The sequence below is a fragment of the Micromonospora sp. NPDC049203 genome (assembly GCF_043197215.1).
Lineage (GTDB): Bacteria > Actinomycetota > Actinomycetes > Mycobacteriales > Micromonosporaceae > Micromonospora.
This window is the reverse complement of record NZ_JBICSV010000003.1, coordinates 336,371-352,676: the sequence shown is the minus strand read 5'-3', so window position 1 is coordinate 352,676 and position 16,306 is coordinate 336,371. Positions and strand designations below refer to the sequence as shown.

The window sequence follows — 16,306 nt, the reverse complement described above, 5'->3', positions numbered from 1 at the left end:
CGGCGCGTCGGCCGTCCGCGCCGGGTCACCCCAACGAGGTCAGCACTCGATCACGTTGACCGCGAGCCCGCCCCGCGCGGTCTCCTTGTACTTGACCTTCATGTCCGCGCCGGTCTCCCGCATGGTCTTGATGACCTTGTCCAGCGAGACGTGGTGCACCCCGTCCCCGCGCAGCGCCAGCCGGGCCGCGGTGATCGCCTTGATGCTGGCCACCGCGTTGCGCTCGATGCACGGGATCTGCACCAGGCCGCCCACCGGGTCGCAGGTCAGCCCCAGGTTGTGCTCCATGCCGATCTCGGCGGCGTTCTCCACCTGCTCCGGCGTACCGCCGAGCGCCTCGGCCAGCCCGGCCGCCGCCATCGAGCACGCCGAACCAACCTCGCCCTGGCAGCCCACCTCGGCCCCGGAGATCGACGCGTTCTCCTTGAACAGCACGCCGATCGCGCCGGCCGCCAGCAGGAACCGGACCACCCCCTCCTCGGAGGCGCCCGGCACGAACCGGGTGTAGTAGTGCAGCACGGCCGGGATGATCCCGGCGGCGCCGTTCGTCGGCGCGGTGACCACCCGCCCGCCGGCCGCGTTCTCCTCGTTGACCGCGAGCGCGAACAACGTCACCCAGTCCATCGCGCGCAGCGGATCCTGGCTGCCGGTCTCCGCCTCCAGGCCGCGCCGCAGCTCGGCCGCGCGCCGCCGGACCTTCAACCCACCCGGGAGTACGCCGTCGCGGGTGCAGCCGCTCTCCACGCACTCGCGCATCACCCGCCAGATCTCCAGCAGCCCCGCCCGGACGTCCGCCTCGCTGCGCCAGGACAGCTCGTTGGCGAGCATCACCTCACTGATCGACAGGCCGGTGCCGGTGGTGACAGTGAGCAGTTCCGCGCCGGTGAGGAAGGGGTGCTTCACCCGGGTGCTGTCCGCCTTGATCCGGTCCGCCCCGGCCGCCGCCTCGTCCACCACGAACCCGCCGCCGACCGAGTAGTACGTGCGCGCCCGCACCTCGTTCCCGGCCGCGTCGTACGCCGCGAACGTCATCCCGTTCGGGTGGTACGGCAGCGACCGCCGGCGGTGCAGCACCAGATCGGCGTCCGGGTCGAAGTCGATCCCCTGGCTGCCGAACAGGTCGAGCCGCCGCTCGGCACGGATCCGCTCCACGCGCGGGCCGACCGCGTCGGTGTCGACGGTCTCCGGGGCCTCGCCCTCCAGCCCCAGCAGCACCGCCCGGTCGCTGCCGTGCCCGTGTCCGGTCGCGCCGAGCGAGCCGAACAGCTCCGCCCGTACCCGCGTCACGTCGGCGAGCTGCCCGTCGGCCTTCAGGCCCGCCACGAACGTACGGGCAGCCCGCATCGGCCCGACGGTGTGCGAGCTGGACGGCCCGATACCGACGCTGAAGAGATCGAAGACACTGATCATTTTGCTGCTTTCCTCGCCGTCGTCCCCGTTGTGCGGATCCGAGCCGGTGCGTGGGTGCCGCGCCCGCCGGGCGGGTAGACGGCCGGCGCCCGGGGTGGGGGCGCCCGACCGGCGAGCCTACCTCGCCCCCATGAATACCCGCCCCCACTCCGCCACATGCCCGACGCCCCGGCCCGGCCTCGCCCCCTACCCGCTCCTTGTCGGGCCACCTCCCCGGCGGGCGATCCCTCAGGCCCCTCCACTCCTCGTCGATCTTGGAGTTGTGGCACCCGGAATAGCCCATTTCACGGCATACGAGAACCGCCACAACTCCAAGATCGGCGGACCCACCCCGGGCTCACGGCTCACGGCTCGGAGCTCCGAGATCTTGGTACCAAACGGCCCCCATAGGGGCACTTTCCTACCAAGATCTTCACTGATCCCAGTCGACGCGACGCATGTCTCGCAAGGCGGTCAGCACTCGACGCAGCAACCAGCCGGACGGCGTCCCCCGCACTCACTCACCCCGCCGCTCCCGCGATCTTGCAGTTGCAGCCCTCGCCAAAGGTGCGAATCGGGCACAACGAGGGCCGCAAGTGCATGATCGACGGGCGTGGGGAAGGAGGGGGCGCGGGCTCGGCTCGAGCGTGGCCTGGCTGAGCAGGGCCGGAGCATTGCGGACGGCGTCGCAACGGGGAGTGATCGTTGAGCGGCCGATCAGGCGGCGGCCGGTGGATCTGCTGCGGACGGCAGAGGGCGACGGCGGCAGAGGGCGACGGCGACAGAGGACACAGGGGCGAGTCGGTGGGGGCGGTCCGGGGTAAGCACCTACGGGTGCCCGGGTCGCCGATCCTCCTCGGGGCTGAGGGCGCGGCGCGTACCCCTCTCTACCGTGGAATCAGCGCGGCGGATCGCCGCAGAAGTGGGAGACGACGATGAGTCGCAAACTGGTCCGGCCCCGTGAGGGGCGCATGATCGCCGGTGTCTGCGCCGGCCTGGGGCAGCGGTTCGGCATGTCCGCCGGGATGGTCCGGCTGCTGTTCCTGCTGTCGCTGCTGCTGCCTGGCACCCAGGTCATCATCTACCTGGTCCTGTGGATCCTGATGCCGAACGAGGACCGCTACCTCGCCACCCGCTGACGCGAGACGAGCCGGGACACCGGCACGCGAACGCGCCCGCCCCTGACCATCGGGGCGGGCGCGCGGCGTACTGCGCGGTCAGGGTGCCGCGTAGGTGACAGTCACCTTCTCGTACCCGAGGGAGCGCAGCAGCCCTTCGAGCATCTTGCGGGTGTTCTCCTCGGCCCGGGCGGCGAGCCCGCTGTCCCGGGCGGCGGCGGTGATCCGGTCCTCGGCGAGCTTGTAGACCTGCTGCTGCCGGTTGGGGTCGCCGGCCACCAGGTCGTTGAGCCGGTTGATCAGGCCGCGCTGCTCGGCGAAGACGTAGCTCTTGTCCATGTCCAGATCTGTCTCGCCGAGCTGCGGCGCGGGCAGCTTGATCTCGGCGGACTTGCCGTCCTCGGAGACGACGACGGCACCGTCGGCGATCTTCGCGAAGTCGACGTACGCCTCGACCCGGCCCGCCCCGACGAACAGCGTGCGCTCGTTGAGCAGGAAGTCGGGCACGTTGCGCCGGTCGTTCTGCACGTCGACCACCACCTGGAAGTTGCCCTCGGCGGCGACGTAGCGGCTCAGGTCACGAATCGACTTGAGCAGCGGCGGCTGGCTGCGGTCGGTCTGCTCCTTGGCGAACGGGTTGCGGAAGTCGGGCAGCAGGCCGCTGGCCTGCACGCCGAGCATCACCACCACCGCCAGCGCCGCGGCGCCGAGCACCCAGAGCAGGCCGCGTGCCGCACCGCCGCCCGACGCCGGGGCGCCCGGCGCGGGGTCGTGCTCCGCCTCGGGCGAGCCCTCCGCCCGGTCGCGAAGGGAGTCGCTGGTGGGGTATTCCGGGAACTCCCGGGTGGGCTCGTTGTCACCGTCGCGGGCCATCGCCCTCACCGTCCTCGTCCGACACTGTGCTCGCCCGACACATCGCTGCTCGTCCGACCCATCGCTGTTCGTCCGACCGATCGAAGCTCGCCCGACCCATCGAAGCCCGGCCGACACATCGACTGACAATGACGGTACGGCCACCGTGCGACACTCGCGCGCCGAGCGACCCGATCGGGTGAAACCGCAGGTCAGGCGAACGCGGACAGGCCGGTGAGCCGCTGGCCGATGACGAGCTGGTGGATCTCGGAGGTGCCCTCGTACGTCAGCACGCTCTCCAGGTTGTTGGCGTGCCGCATCACCGGGTACTCCCCCGAGACGCCGTTGGCACCGAGGATCGTGCGGCACTGCCGGGCGATGGCGAGCGCCTCGCGCACGTTGTTCAGCTTGCCCACGCTCACCTGGTCGGGCCGCAGCGTGCCCGCGTCGGCGAGACGGCCCAGGTGCAGCGCGAGCAGCATGCCCTTGTTCCACTCCACCGCCATGTCGGCGAGCTTGGCCTGGGTGAGCTGGAACCCGGCGAGCGGGCGGCCGAACTGGGTGCGCGTGGTCGCGTACTCCAGGGCGGTCTCCAGGCAGTCGCGGGCCGCGCCGAGCGCGCCCCAGACGATGCCGTGCCGGGCCTCGGTCAGGCACCCGAGTGGCGCCTTGAGCCCGATCGCCTCGGGCAGTCGCGCGTCAGCCGGCAGCCGGACGTCGTCGAGCGCGATCTCGCCGGTGAGGGACGCGCGCAGCGACATCTTGTGCCGGATCTCGCGCGCCGTCACCCCGGGCGTGTCCATGGGTACGGCGAAACCGCGCACCCCCTCGTCGGTACGCGCCCAGATCACGCCCACGTCGGCGATCGGCGCATTGGTGATCCACAGTTTGCTGCCGTTGAGGATCCAGTCGTCGCCGTCGCGGCGGCCCCGGGTGGCCATCGAGCCGGGGTCGGAGCCGTGGTCGGGTTCGGTGAGCCCGAAGCAGCCGATCGCCTCACCGGCCGCCATGGCGGGCAGCCAGCGCTGCTTCTGCTCCTCGCTGCCGTAGCGCCAGATGGCGTACATGGCCAGCGATCCCTGCACCGAGACCAGCGACCGGACGCCGGAGTCGCCGGCTTCCAGCTCCAGGCAGGCCAGCCCGTACGCGACAGCTGACGCGCCGGCGCAGCCGTACCCGGTCAGGTGCATGCCGAGCAGGCCGAGCTTGCCGAACTCGCGGGCCAGTTCACGGGCCGGCACCTGGCCGTCCTCGTACCAGCCGGCGACGTGCGGGCGTACCCGGTCGGTCACGAGCCGGCGCACGACGGTGCGGATCTGCCGCTCCTCCTCGCTGAGCGAGGCATCGATGTCGAGCAGGTCCAGAGGAGTCATGGCGTCACCTTAACCAAGACTCAGGGAGGCGTCACTCGCCCTGGTCACCGAGGACGAGCACGCGCGCGTGGATCTGGTTGCGCTGCTGGAGCGCCGCGCGCAGCGCCCGGTGCAGGCCGTCTTCCAGGTAGAGGCCGCCGTTCCACTGGACCACGTGCGGGAAGAGGTCGCCGTAGAAGGTGGAGTCCTCCGCGAGCAGCTTGTCCAGCGCCAGTTCGCGCTTGGTGGTGATGAGCTGGTCAAGCCGCAGCGGACGCGGCGGAATCTCGGCCCACTGCTTCAGCGTGAGGTTGTGCTCCGGGTAGGGACGCCCGTCCCGGACCGCCCTGAAGATCACGGCGTGCTCTCCTCCCCAGGCCAGGCTGACAATGTGGATGTCAGCCTAACCGCTCAGGTCCACCGTCCCCGCCGCACCACATCCTGCACCGGACGCCGCCCTCGGCGCAGCGACGGTGACCGGTGGTCGACGGCCCGGTAACCGATAGTCAACGCACCGATCGGGTGCAGTTCCGGCGGTACCCCGAACGCCTCCCGGTACGCCCCGATCCGTTGCGGCGGGATGCCGAAGAAGCAGGCGCCCAGACCTTCGTCCACGGCGGTGAGCAGCATCAGCAGCGCCGCGAAACCGGTGTCCACGTACCAGTAGGGCACCGGCCAGCGGTCCTCGTCGCGGTCCGCCCAGCCCTTGTCCGGCTCGGCGTAGCGGTCCAGGTAGGCGTCGCGGTTGCCGTGCGGCACCACGATCAGCGGCGCCCGGCGCATCCCGGCCAGCCAGCGTTCCCGGCCGCCTCCGCCCGGCGTGGTGGCGGCCCAGAACCGTTCCCGGTCCGCCGGTTCCTCAAGCACCAGGAAGCCCCAGCCCTGCGAGAACCCGGCCGACGGGGCCCGGACGGCGTGGTCCAGCAGCCGGTCCACCACCTCCGGCGGCACCGGCCGGCCGGGGTCGTAGTTGCGCACCATCCGGCGGCGCCGGACGACGTCGGCGAACTCCACGCTCAGACCTCCGGGCGGACGCCCCAGGCGCCCCGCCAGGTCTGCCCCGGCTCCAACATGATCAGATCCCGGCCGGAGCGGAACGCGTCGGGCGGGCAGGTCATCGGCTCCACCGCCACCGAACGGCGGTGCCGTTCCCCGCCGAGCGTGTCCCCGGTGAACACCTGCCACCAGCCGAACTCGCGGTCCGCCCAGATCCGCAGCCCGGACGAGCCGTCCGGCGCGCTCAGCACCACCGCCGAGCCGCCGTCGGCGTCCCGCTCGACGTCACCGAACGCGGTGTCGAGCACCAGGTCGCCGATCGGGCGCGGGCTGGTGAAGTCGAACTCGGAGCCGGTCACCTCGGCGGCGGCGACCGGCAGCAGGCGGCTGTCCACCAGCACCCGCCGCCGGGCCGGCACGCGCAGCCGCATCTCGTTCACGCCGACCTTCGGCAGTTGCAGATAGGGGTGCACGGAGAAGCCGAACGGCGCCGGCTCGCCGGAGAGGTTCGTCGCCTCGTGCTCGGCCCGCAGGCCGTCCGGGCCGACGCTCCACCGGGCCCGCAGCCGCAGCGCCCACGGGTAGCCGGGGCTGGGCGGCAGGTCGTAGCCGATGGTGACGCTGTCCGCCGACTGCTCGATCGGCTGCCACCGCGCCCAGTTGACCAGGCCGTGCAGGGCGTTGTGCCGCTCCGGCTCGGTGAGGTCGAGCTGCAACGACCGCTCCCCCACCGTGTAGGCGCCGTCGCGGATGCGGTTCGGCCACGGCGCCAGCACCTGCCCGGCCGAGCCGGGGCAGACCTCGTCCTCGGCGTACCCGTCGAGGTGGTCCACGCCGTCGAAGCGGTAGGCCCGCAGCCCGCCGCCGACCTCGACCACGACGGCCTCGTGGCCGTCGGCGGCGATGGTCCACTGTGTACCGGACGGTGGCTGCACGTCGATCCCCATGCCGGCGACCCTACCGTCAGCGCCGGTCCTCGGCGGGGGTGACCGAGCGATAGCGAAGCAACGCCGGGAACGCCGCCACCAGCAACACCGCCAGGACGGCGGCGGCGATACCGCCTCCGACCATGGCGAAACCGGTGCCGAAGGCGGCGGCCGTCGCACCGGCGCGCAGGTCGCCCAGGCGCGGGCCACCGGCCACCACCACCGTGTTCACGCCCTGGAGGCGGCCCCGCATCCGGTCCGGCGCGTAGACCAGCAGCATCGACTGGCGCAGCGTGGCGCTGACCAGGTCGGCGGCGCCGGCGACGCCGAGCAGCACCACGGCGAGCCACAGGCGCCCGGCCAGGCCGGCGAGCGCGATCGCCACGCCCCAGGCGACCACCGCCACGGTGAGCGCCAGCCCCTGCCGGCGTACCCGGCCGATCCACCCCGAGGTCAGGCCGCCGAGCATCGCGCCGATGGCGATGGAGCTGTAGAGCCAGCCCACCGCCGACGCGCCGCCGAAGCGTTCCTGCGCCAGTTCCGGGAAGAGCGCCCGCGGCATGGCCAGGATCATCGCGATCAGGTCGATGGCGAAGGAGAGCAGCAGCACCCGCGTGGTGGCCAGGTAGCGGAAGCCGTCGACGATGCTGGCGAATCCGGCCTTGCGGACGCCGCCGCCCGGGTCCGGCGCGGGCGGCATCGCCGGCAGCCGCAGCGTGGCCCAGAGCGCCGCGGTGTACAGCAGCGCGTCCGCCGCGTACGCGATGGGCAGGGCCGTCTCGACCTGCCACCCGGCGAAGATCAGGCCCGCGGCGAGCGGGCCGAAGACGGCGGCGGCGGTGAACGTGGTGAAGTTCAGCGTGGTGGCCGCCGGGACCAGCTCGGCGGGCACGAGCCGGGGCAGGATCGCGCTGCGGGCCGGCGAGGTGATCGCGAATGCCGTCGACTGGAGGCCCACCAGCAGCAGGAGCAGCAGCGGGCTGCGCACCCCGGCCAGCGACTGCACCAGCAGCCCCAACGTCGAGGCCCAGAGCACGCAGCCGCCGACGAGCAGCACCCGGCGGCGGTCCCGGGCGTCGGCGATCGCGCCGCCCCACAGCCCGAACACCAGCAGCGGCACGAACCCGGCGATGCCCAGCAGACCGACCCAGAGCGAGCCGCCGGTCAGGTCGAACATCTCCACCGGCACCGCCACGGCGGTGAACTGGAAACCGAACATGGCGACCGCGTTGCCGGTCCACACCCGCCGGTACGCGGGCACGCGCAGCGGGCGCAGGTCGATCGCCCAGCGGCGCGGTTCCCGCCGCCCGGCCTTTGTGACATCGGTCACGGCGCGAGCCGCTCGACCACGAAGAACCCGCCATCGGTACGCCGGAAGCGCAGCCGGTCGTGCAACCGGCTGGCCCGGCCCTGCCAGAACTCGACAGTCTCCGGACGCACCCGGAACCCGCCCCAGTACGGCGGCGCGGGGATCGGCTCCACGTCGGCGAACCGCTCGGCCGCCGCCCGGTACGCCGAGTCCAGCGCGACCCGGTCCGGCACCACAGTCGACTGGGTGCTGGCCCACGCCCCGAGCTGCGAGCCGCGCGGCCGGCTGGCGAAGTACGCCTCGGTCTCGGCGCGGTCCACCCGCTCGACCCGGCCGGTCACAGTCACCTGCCGCTGCATCGGAAACCACGGGAACACCAGGCTGGCCCACGGATTCGCGGTCACCTCGGTGCCCTTGCGCGAGCCGTGATTGGTGTAGAAGACGAAGCCGTCCGGGTCGTACCCCTTGAGCAGCACGGTGCGGCCGCTGGGCCGCCCCCGGTCGTCGGCCGTGCCGAGCACCATCGCGTTCGGCTCGGGCAGCGGATGGGCCACCGCGTCGGCGAACCAGCGGGCGAACTGGGTGTGCCAGTCCGGCGCCAGGTCCGTCTCGGTCAGGCCCAGGTCGGCGGCGTACTCGTTACGCATGCCGGCCGGGGCGGGTGTGTCGCCTGTCACTGTGGTTGTCCCTCTCCCGGGCGTGCCGGCGTCCCCCGACGCTGGCCAGGCCCCGGTACCCAGTCTTCTCCTACTCTCACCGACGGCCAGCGGCGGGGATGTCGCGTGGCGCACAGTGGCTGTGGGTCGCGCAGTCTGTTACCCACCGGGCAAGATGTTCCGAACCACACCCCTGAAGGGTCGCCTGAGCTGCGGGGCTCGATCAGCCCGCCCGGGCGCGCCGAGCCGAAGCCAGGAGACGACATGTCCGATTTCAAACCGGGCCTGGAGGGCGTCGTAGCCTTCGAGACCGAGATCGCCGAACCCGACCGCGCGGGGGGATCACTGCGCTACCGGGGCGTGGATATCGAGGACCTGATCGGCCAGGTCTCGTTCGGCAACGTCTGGGCGCTGCTGGTGGACGGCCGGTTCGGCCCGGGCCTGCCGCCGGCCGAGCCGTTCCCGGTGCCGGTGCACTCCGGTGACATCCGCGTCGACGTGCAGTCCGCGGTCGCCATGCTGGCCCCGTACTGGGGGCTCAACCAGCTTCTCGACATCTCCGACGAGCAGGCCCGCGAGGACCTGGCCCGGGTGTCGGTCACCGCGCTGTCCTTCGTCGCCCAGTCGGCGCGCGGCCTGGGCCTGCCGGCCGTGCCGCAGAAGGAGATCGACAAGGCGGAGACCATCGTCGAGCGGTTCATGAAGCGCTGGCGCGGTGAGCCCGACCCGCGGCACGTCAAGGCCGTCGACGCGTACTTCATCTCGGCCGCCGAGCACGGCCTGAACGCCTCCACCTTCACCGCCCGGATCGTCGCCTCCACCGGTGCGGACGCCGCGGCCTGCATCTCCTCCGGCATCGGCGCGCTCTCCGGCCCGCTGCACGGCGGCGCACCGTCCCGGGTGCTCAGCATGCTGGAGGCGGTCGAGCGCAGCGGCGACGCCGACGGGTACGTCAAGGGCGTGCTGGACCGCGGCGAGCGGCTGATGGGCTTCGGCCACCGGGTCTACCGGGCCGAGGACCCCCGCGCCCGCGTGCTGCGGCGTACCGCCAAGGAGCTGGGCGCGCCCCGCTTCGAGGTCGCCGAGGCGCTGGAGAAGGCCGCGCTGGCCGAGCTCCAGGCCCGCCGCCCGGACCGCGTCCTCGCCACGAACGTCGAGTTCTGGTCGGCAGTGGTGCTGGACTTCGCCGAGGTGCCTGCGCACATGTTCACCTCGATGTTCACCTGCGCCCGGATGGGCGGCTGGTCGGCGCACATCCTGGAGCAGAAGAAGCTCCAGCGGCTGGTCCGGCCGTCGGCCACGTACGTCGGCCACGGCCCGCGCAAGCCGCAGCAGGTCGAGGGCTGGGACGCCATCCCGCACGGCGTCTGACGTGTAAGGAAGGGGCCCCGCTTAACGCCTCCGGTAGAGGCGGGGCCCCTTCTTAACGCCCGCCTCCGTGCACACGAGGCGCTGCGCCGCTGTGGCGCACGACTCAGCACCGACCGTGGGACCAGCCGCCGGTCCGGGCCGCCCGGGTGGGAGGATGAAGGCCGGCAGCGCTGCCGGCCGGGTTCGGACCCCGGCCGCCTCGTGCGCCCGGCGCACGCCCGGCCATCGGTCCGCGCCCGCACCAAGGGCTCGTCCCGCCCATGCGGAAGGATCTTGAAGACCGTGGCTGACGTACCGACCATCCGGATTCCCGACGAGATCAGGCCCGCCGACGGACGTTTCGGCTGCGGCCCGTCCAAGGTCCGTCCGGCCGCGGTCTCCGCCCTCGCCGACGTCGCCACCAGCTACCTGGGCACGTCGCACCGGCAGAAGACGGTCCGCGACCAGGTGGCCCGGCTGCGCCGCGGCCTGGCCGAGTTCTTCTCCCTGCCCGAGGGCTACGAGGTGGTGCTCGGCAACGGCGGCACCACCGCGTTCTGGGAGGTCGCCACGTTCGGCCTGATCCGTGACCGGGCCCAGTTCGCCAGCTTCGGCGAGTTCGGCGCCAAGTTCGCCAAGTCGGTCGCCGACGCGCCGTTCCTCGGTGAGCCGACCGTCCGCAAGTCCGACGCGGGCAGCGCCCCCACGCTCGTGGCCGAGGCCGGCGTGGACGTCTACGCCACCCCGCACAACGAGACCTCCACCGGCGTCGCGGTGCCGATCAGCCGGGTGGCGGGCGCCGACGAGGGCTCGCTGCTGCTCGTCGACGCCACCTCCGGCGCGGGCGGGCTGGACGTGGACGTCGCCCAGACCGACGTCTACTACTTCGCGCCGCAGAAGTGCTTCGGCTCCGACGGCGGCCTCTGGCTGGCCCTGATGTCGCCGGCCGCGCTGGCCCGGGCCACCGAGGTCAAGGAGTCGGGCCGCTACATCCCGGCCTTCCTCGACCTGGTCACCGCGATCGACAACTCGCGGCTGGAGCAGACGTACAACACCCCGGCGCTGGCGACCATCTTCCTGGCCGCGGAGCAGACCGACTGGATGAACTCCCAGGGCGGGCTGGGCTGGGCGGCCAAGCGCACCGCCGAGAGCGCCGGCATCGTGTACGGCTGGGCTGAGCGCTCGTCGTTCGCCACGCCGTTCGTGTCGGACCCGGCGCTGCGGTCCAACGTGGTCGCCACCGTGGACTTCGCCGACGGGGTGGACGCGACGGCGATCGCCAAGGCGCTGCGCGCCAACGGCATCGTCGACACCGAGCCGTACCGCAAGCTCGGCCGCAACCAGCTGCGGGTGGCGCTGTTCCCGGCCGTCGAGCCGGCCGACGTCGAGGCGCTCACCGCGTCCATCGACTACGTGGTCGAGCGACTCTGATCACGTCGTCACGGTGCGTGGTCGTCGGGGCTCCGGCGGCCACCCACCGTGATCGTTACCGCAGCTCAGTCACGACATGCCGGGGTGTCGCAGTCCCCATCTCCGGGTAGATGAGCGTACGGTGGTGCGAGACGCCCGGGTGGCCGGCTCCCGTGGCGTGACGGCCAGCGAAGCGGGACGGAGGCAAGCCCATGCGCCCAGTACGCTTCGTCGCCCTCTCCGAGGACGGCCAGGCCCTGGTGCTCGCCGACGAGGTGGGGCGCCTGCTGGCGCTGCCCATCGACGAGCGGATCGCGTCGGCGCTGCACGCCGAGCCGGGCGCCCCGCCGCTCGTGGTGGTGCCGAGCGCCACCGACCTGACCCCGTCGCTGTCCCCACGGGACATCCAGGCCCGGATCCGTTCCGGCGAGTCCGCGGAGGACGTCGCCCGCATCGCCGGCGTGCCCGTCGACCGGGTCCTGCGCTACGCCGGCCCGGTGCTCCAGGAACGGGCCATGCTCGCCCAGCACGCCCGGCGCACCCGGCTCAAGGGCGCGGAGAAGCCGACCCCGCTGGCCGAGGTCGTCAACGGCCGGCTGGCCCAGCACGGCATCGACACCGAGAAGATCTCGTGGGACGCCTACCGCCGCGACGACGGCACCTGGCGGATCATCGCGACCTGGCCGTCCGGCAAGGCCACCGCCCAGGCGGTGTGGGATCTGGACAAGACCCGGCAGCACGTCGCCCCGCACGACGACATGGCGCAATACCTCTGCGCCGAGCGGCCCACGCCGATCCTCGGCCAGGAGCCCGCGCCGGAGCGGGGCGGTCACGCGCTGCCCGGTCCGTCGCGCGGCGAGCCGAGCCGGGGTGGGCACGGCCTGCCGGCCGCCTCCGAGCACGCCCGTCCGGGGCGTGACCCGATCCGCGCCGGCCGGGATGCGCTGCTCGCCTCGCTGGACCGGCCGCTCGGCGGTACGTCCGGGCGTGGTCTCGACACCCGCTCTCCGGCCGCGCTGGCCGGGCCGGAGGCGCCCCGTCAGCGGGCCGTCGCCGGTGGTGCCGCGGCGCTGCTCGGTGGTGGGCAGGGTTCGGCCTTCGACGACGACTCGGACGCGCCGAAGGAGATCCCGGCCGTACCCTCGCTGGCTGTGCTGCGTCCTCGGCGCACCGGCCCCGCAGCGGCGACCGGCGGTGCGGCCGCCGAGTCCACCGAGGCCGGCGGCAAGCCGCGCAAGCGGCTGCCGAGCTGGGACGACGTGCTGTTCGGCACCGGCCCGGCGGCCCGCGAATCCTCCTGATCCACCGCTCCACCCTGGCCCGTTGAGAGGGCACTCTAAGTGCCGGCGTGCCAGGGTGGAGTCATGGAGTACACGAACCTGGGACGCACCGGTCTGTCCGTGAGCCGACTCTGCCTCGGCACGATGAACTTCGGTCCGCAGACCGACGAGCCGGACAGCTTCGCCATCATGGACCGGGCGCTCGAACACGGGATCAACTTCTTCGACACCGCCAACGTCTACGGCTGGAAGCTCGGTGAGGGCGTCACCGAGCAGATCGTCGGCCGCTGGTTCGCGCAGGGCGGCGGGCGCCGCGACAAGGTCGTCCTCGCCACCAAGGTCTACGGCAAGATGGGCGAGTGGCCCAACGAGCAGGGCCTGAGCGCCCGGCACATCATCCGGGCCTGCGAGGACTCGCTGCGCCGGCTCCAGACCGACACGATCGACCTCTACCAGATGCACCACATCTCCCGGACCACGCCGTGGGAGGAGATCTGGCAGGCGATGGAGACGCTCGTCGCCCAGGGCAAGGTGATCTACGTCGGCTCGTCCAACTTCGCCGGCTGGCACATCGCGCAGGCGCAGGCCGCCGCCAGACAGCGCAACTTCCTCGGCCTCGTCTCCGAGCAGTCGATCTACAACCTGCTGACCCGCCACGTCGAACTGGAGGTCGTCCCCGCCGCGCAGCACTACGGGCTGGGCATCATCCCCTGGTCGCCGCTGCACGGCGGGCTGCTCTCCGGCATCATCCGCAAGATGGCCGAGGGCAGCGCGGCGCGCGGCACCACCGGCCGCTCGGCCGACGCGCTGGCCGAGCACCGGAAAACCATCGAGGCGTACGAGAAGCTCTGTGCCGACCTCGGCCACGACCCGGCCGACGTGGCGCTGGCGTGGCTGCTGTCCCGGCCGGGCGTGACCGCCCCGATCGTCGGTCCGCGCACCATGGACCAGCTCGACCGCAACCTCGGCGCCCTCGACGTCCACCTGGACGAGCCCACCCTGACCCGCCTCGACGAACTGTTCCCGCCCGTCGGCAACGGCGGCCCCGGCCCCGAAGCCTGGGCCTGGTAGCCCTCCCTTCCTCCCCCGCCCTCGCCTCCTAGCCCCGTCGATCTTGCAGTTTGTGCCCTCGATTCGGGCGGTCAGGGCGTTTTGCCCGGGCCGAAACTGCAAGATCGCGGGCGAGAGAGGGTGAGGGGAGGACTACAGGGGCCAGGTGGCGACCGGGGTGTGGCGGGTGGGTGGGGCGGGATGGCTGCGGACCAGGGTCAGGTGGCCGGCGGGCCACTCCGGGCCGGTGTAGCCGTCCAGGGTCTTCAGGTCGGCGCGGAGGTCGGCCTCGGGCACCCGATCGCCGGGGCGGGCGATGGTCAGGTGTGGCCGGAACGGCTTGTCGTCGCAGGGCAGCCCGGCCTCGCGCAGCCCGCCGCGGATCGTCCCGGCGAGCGCTCCGAGCGCATCGATGTCGCCGCGCACGCCGACCCAGAGCACTGTGGACCGGCACTGACCGAAGCTGCCGCCACCGGCGAGGCGCAGTCGCGGGGTGCGAACCGTCCGGGCGGCCGGGGCGAGCGCGTGCTCCACATCGGTCAGGCGGTCGTCCGGCACCTCGCCGAGGAAGGCGAGGGTGAGGTGGAGGTTCGCCGGGTCGGCGAGGCGGGCGTGGCGGGCGCCCGCCACCCGCAGGCCCTTGATCCGGGCGGTCAGATCCGCGACCGCAACGGCAGGCGGGTAGATCGCCGCGAAGAGACGCACCCGCTCAGCGGTGTCGCTGGTGGTGCGCGGCGCGGGCGGCCGGCAGGGTCAGCCCGGCGGCGTGCAGCAGCCCTTCGACGCGTACCCGCTCGATCTCCCGGTCGACGCCGTCCAGTTCGCCGAGATGCTCGGCGATGCCGAGCGCGTGGCAGGCGGCGCGCAGCCGTTCGTCGTACGCCTCGATGACCGCGCCGTGCCACACCACACTGCGGTCGGCGGCGGCGAGCCGGTGGCCGCCGAGGCGGCGCAGGTCGGTGGCGAGCTGTTCCAGCGGACGGCGGCCGCCCTTGTCGAACTCGGTGAGGTCGATGTCGCGGGTCAGCGCCTCGGCCTCGATGGCCCGGTCGAGCCGCGCGATGGTACGGCGTTCCCGACGCTGCTCCCGCCACTCGGCCCAACCGCAGGCGACCCGATCGATGATCTCGTCTGCGCAGAACAGCAGCGCGAGCAGGGCGGGCAGGCAGCAGACGGCGAGGATCGCCAGAGCCAGCAGCAGTCCCTGCCCCACTTCCACACATCGAAGCTAAGCCCTGCCGCACCGGCCCGCCACCCGTTTGGGTAATCGGGCCGGTACGACCGGCTATCGGGGCTACTTGGCGCCGGGTGACACCACGTAGAAGCGGGGCATCGGCAGCATCCGCAGCCGAAGCCGGGCACCGGAGCGGCGCAGTTGCCAGGCGAGCGCCAGCAGCGCGGCGGTCAGCGAGATCAGGCCGCCGGCCCAGATGCTCGCGCCCGCACCGTACGTCTCGGCCACCCAGCCGATCACCGGGGCGCCCACCGGGTTGGTGCCCAGGAACACCAGCACCCACAGCGCCATCACCCGTCCCCGGAAGGACGCGTCGACACCGAGCTGCACCCGCTGGTTTGCCGCCTGGGCGAAGTAGACCATGAAGAACCCGGCGGGCAGGAGCAGCGTCACCACCAGCCAGTACGCCGGGGCGAGCCCGACCAGCGTGCCGAAGGCGGCGCAGCCGATCGCGGCGCCGAGCACCAGCCAGACCGAGGGGCGGCTACGCCGGCCGGTGCCGGCCAGCGCGCCGACCAGCGCGCCGACCGCGAGCGCGGTGCTGAACAGGCCGAACGAGGCGGCGCCGGTGTTGAACACGGTCTTCGCGAGCGCGGCGAGGGTGAGCTGGAAGTTGAACAGGCTCATCCCGATCACCGACATGAGGACCATCGGCAGCAGGATGTCCGGCCGCCGCGCCACGTACCGGAGGCCGTCGACCACCCGGGCCTGGTCGCGCTCGCCGGTCGGCGGCAGGTCCTTGCGGTACAGCTCCTCGGTACGCATCCGGACCACGTTCACCAGCGGGGCGATCGAGCTGAGCGCGGTGACCAGGAAGACCGGGCCGACGTCGACGGCGGCGATGGCCAGGCCGGCGACGGCCGGGCCGACGATCCGGGCGGAGTTGAACACCGCCGCGTTGAGCGAGAGCGCGTTCGGCAGCAGCGACATGCCGACCAGCTCGGAGACGAACGCCTGGCGCACCGGCGTCTCGACCGCGTTGGCGACGCCGAGCAGGGCGGCGAACGTGAAGACGTGCCAGAGCTGCACCAGGCCGGTGAGGACCAGGGCGCTCATGGCGAGCGCCAGCACGGTCCAGAACGCGTTGGCGACGAAGAGCAGCATCCGCTTGTCGTAGCGGTCGGCGAGCCGGCCGGACAGCAGCGTGAGCAGGAGTACGGGGGTGAACTGCAACGCGGTGACCACGCCGAGGGCGGTCGCGGAGTTGTCGCTGAGCTCGAGGACGAGCCAGTCCTGGGCGATGAACATCATCCAGACGCCGATCAGTTTGACCAGCTGTCCGGTGGCGAAGAGTCGGTAGTTACGGACTCGTAGGGACTGGAACATCGTGCTCAGCTTGGCCTGCACTCTAGGTGCGCCTCCTCGCGTCGGTACGTTTCATCCA

Annotated in this window: 16 protein-coding genes; 5 read left to right on the top strand and 11 right to left on the bottom strand. The window is 72.5% G+C overall.

From position 1 onward, the window contains the following. Nucleotides 1-39: 39 nt before the first annotated feature. Nucleotides 40-1,410 (bottom strand): L-serine ammonia-lyase, encoded by a 1,371-nt coding sequence (locus ACGFIA_RS10625; protein ID WP_393259576.1) that lies wholly within the window; start codon nucleotides 1,408-1,410, stop codon nucleotides 40-42. Nucleotides 1,411-2,324: 914 nt separating this feature from the next. On the opposite strand from ACGFIA_RS10625, the gene ACGFIA_RS10620 reads away from it, so the two are divergent. Beyond that, the gene (locus tag ACGFIA_RS10620; RefSeq protein WP_357387609.1) at nucleotides 2,325-2,528 is read left to right on the top strand and encodes a PspC domain-containing protein; all 204 of its coding nucleotides are present in this window, start codon (nucleotides 2,325-2,327) and stop codon (nucleotides 2,526-2,528) included. Between the two features lie 78 nt (nucleotides 2,529-2,606). On the opposite strand, the gene ACGFIA_RS10615 is transcribed toward ACGFIA_RS10620, so the two are convergent. The 7 genes from ACGFIA_RS10615 to pdxH form a co-directional block, all read right to left on the bottom strand. After that, nucleotides 2,607-3,380, bottom strand: a complete 774-nt coding sequence (locus tag ACGFIA_RS10615) for a DUF4230 domain-containing protein (protein WP_357387607.1) — start codon at nucleotides 3,378-3,380, stop codon at nucleotides 2,607-2,609. A 191-nt stretch (nucleotides 3,381-3,571) separates the two neighbouring features. After that, nucleotides 3,572-4,732, bottom strand: a complete 1,161-nt coding sequence (locus ACGFIA_RS10610) for an acyl-CoA dehydrogenase family protein (protein WP_393259573.1) — start codon at nucleotides 4,730-4,732, stop codon at nucleotides 3,572-3,574. A gap of 31 nt (nucleotides 4,733-4,763) precedes the next feature. Then, nucleotides 4,764-5,069, bottom strand: coding sequence for a type II toxin-antitoxin system VapB family antitoxin (locus tag ACGFIA_RS10605; RefSeq protein ID WP_013283726.1), 306 nt, complete (start codon nucleotides 5,067-5,069; stop codon nucleotides 4,764-4,766). Between the two features lie 53 nt (nucleotides 5,070-5,122). Further along, nucleotides 5,123-5,725: a nitroreductase family protein gene (locus ACGFIA_RS10600; RefSeq protein ID WP_393259571.1), complete on the bottom strand. Its 603-nt coding sequence runs from the start codon at nucleotides 5,723-5,725 to the stop codon at nucleotides 5,123-5,125. 2 nt (nucleotides 5,726-5,727) lie between these two features. Beyond that, nucleotides 5,728-6,654, bottom strand: coding sequence for an aldose 1-epimerase family protein (locus ACGFIA_RS10595; protein ID WP_357387601.1), 927 nt, complete (start codon nucleotides 6,652-6,654; stop codon nucleotides 5,728-5,730). Between the two features lie 16 nt (nucleotides 6,655-6,670). Beyond that, entirely contained in the window at nucleotides 6,671-7,963 is a 1,293-nt protein-coding gene (locus ACGFIA_RS10590) for an MFS transporter (protein ID WP_393259569.1), read from the bottom strand. Next, nucleotides 7,960-8,589, bottom strand: coding sequence for a pyridoxamine 5'-phosphate oxidase (gene pdxH, locus ACGFIA_RS10585; protein WP_393259860.1), 630 nt, complete (start codon nucleotides 8,587-8,589; stop codon nucleotides 7,960-7,962). Before pdxH ends, ACGFIA_RS10590 begins: the two co-directional genes overlap by 4 nt. Before the next feature lie 273 nt (nucleotides 8,590-8,862). Here pdxH and ACGFIA_RS10580 point away from each other — a divergent pair, with 273 nt between their 5' ends. The 4 genes from ACGFIA_RS10580 to ACGFIA_RS10565 all read left to right on the top strand — a co-directional run bounded on the left by ACGFIA_RS10580 (nucleotide 8,863) and on the right by ACGFIA_RS10565 (nucleotide 13,709). Continuing rightward, nucleotides 8,863-9,969, top strand: a complete 1,107-nt coding sequence (locus tag ACGFIA_RS10580; protein WP_013283721.1) for a citrate synthase 2 — start codon at nucleotides 8,863-8,865, stop codon at nucleotides 9,967-9,969. A gap of 282 nt (nucleotides 9,970-10,251) precedes the next feature. After that, nucleotides 10,252-11,379, top strand: coding sequence for a phosphoserine transaminase (serC, locus tag ACGFIA_RS10575; RefSeq protein ID WP_393259567.1), 1,128 nt, complete (start codon nucleotides 10,252-10,254; stop codon nucleotides 11,377-11,379). 191 nt (nucleotides 11,380-11,570) lie between these two features. Beyond that, nucleotides 11,571-12,659, top strand: a complete 1,089-nt coding sequence (gene sepH, locus ACGFIA_RS10570) for a septation protein SepH (RefSeq protein ID WP_357387595.1) — start codon at nucleotides 11,571-11,573, stop codon at nucleotides 12,657-12,659. Between the two features lie 63 nt (nucleotides 12,660-12,722). Continuing rightward, entirely contained in the window at nucleotides 12,723-13,709 is a 987-nt protein-coding gene (locus ACGFIA_RS10565) for an aldo/keto reductase (RefSeq protein ID WP_393259565.1), read from the top strand. 132 nt (nucleotides 13,710-13,841) lie between these two features. Here the strand turns inward: ACGFIA_RS10565 and thpR are convergent, their stop codons facing one another. The 3 genes from thpR to ACGFIA_RS10550 all read right to left on the bottom strand — a co-directional run bounded on the left by thpR (nucleotide 13,842) and on the right by ACGFIA_RS10550 (nucleotide 16,269). Then, the gene (thpR, locus tag ACGFIA_RS10560) at nucleotides 13,842-14,393 is read right to left on the bottom strand and encodes an RNA 2',3'-cyclic phosphodiesterase (RefSeq protein ID WP_393259563.1); all 552 of its coding nucleotides are present in this window, start codon (nucleotides 14,391-14,393) and stop codon (nucleotides 13,842-13,844) included. A 4-nt stretch (nucleotides 14,394-14,397) separates the two neighbouring features. Further along, entirely contained in the window at nucleotides 14,398-14,907 is a 510-nt protein-coding gene (locus ACGFIA_RS10555; protein ID WP_357387589.1) for a hypothetical protein, read from the bottom strand. A gap of 75 nt (nucleotides 14,908-14,982) precedes the next feature. After that, nucleotides 14,983-16,269, bottom strand: a complete 1,287-nt coding sequence (locus ACGFIA_RS10550) for an MFS transporter (RefSeq protein WP_357387587.1) — start codon at nucleotides 16,267-16,269, stop codon at nucleotides 14,983-14,985. Nucleotides 16,270-16,306: the final 37 nt, after the last annotated feature.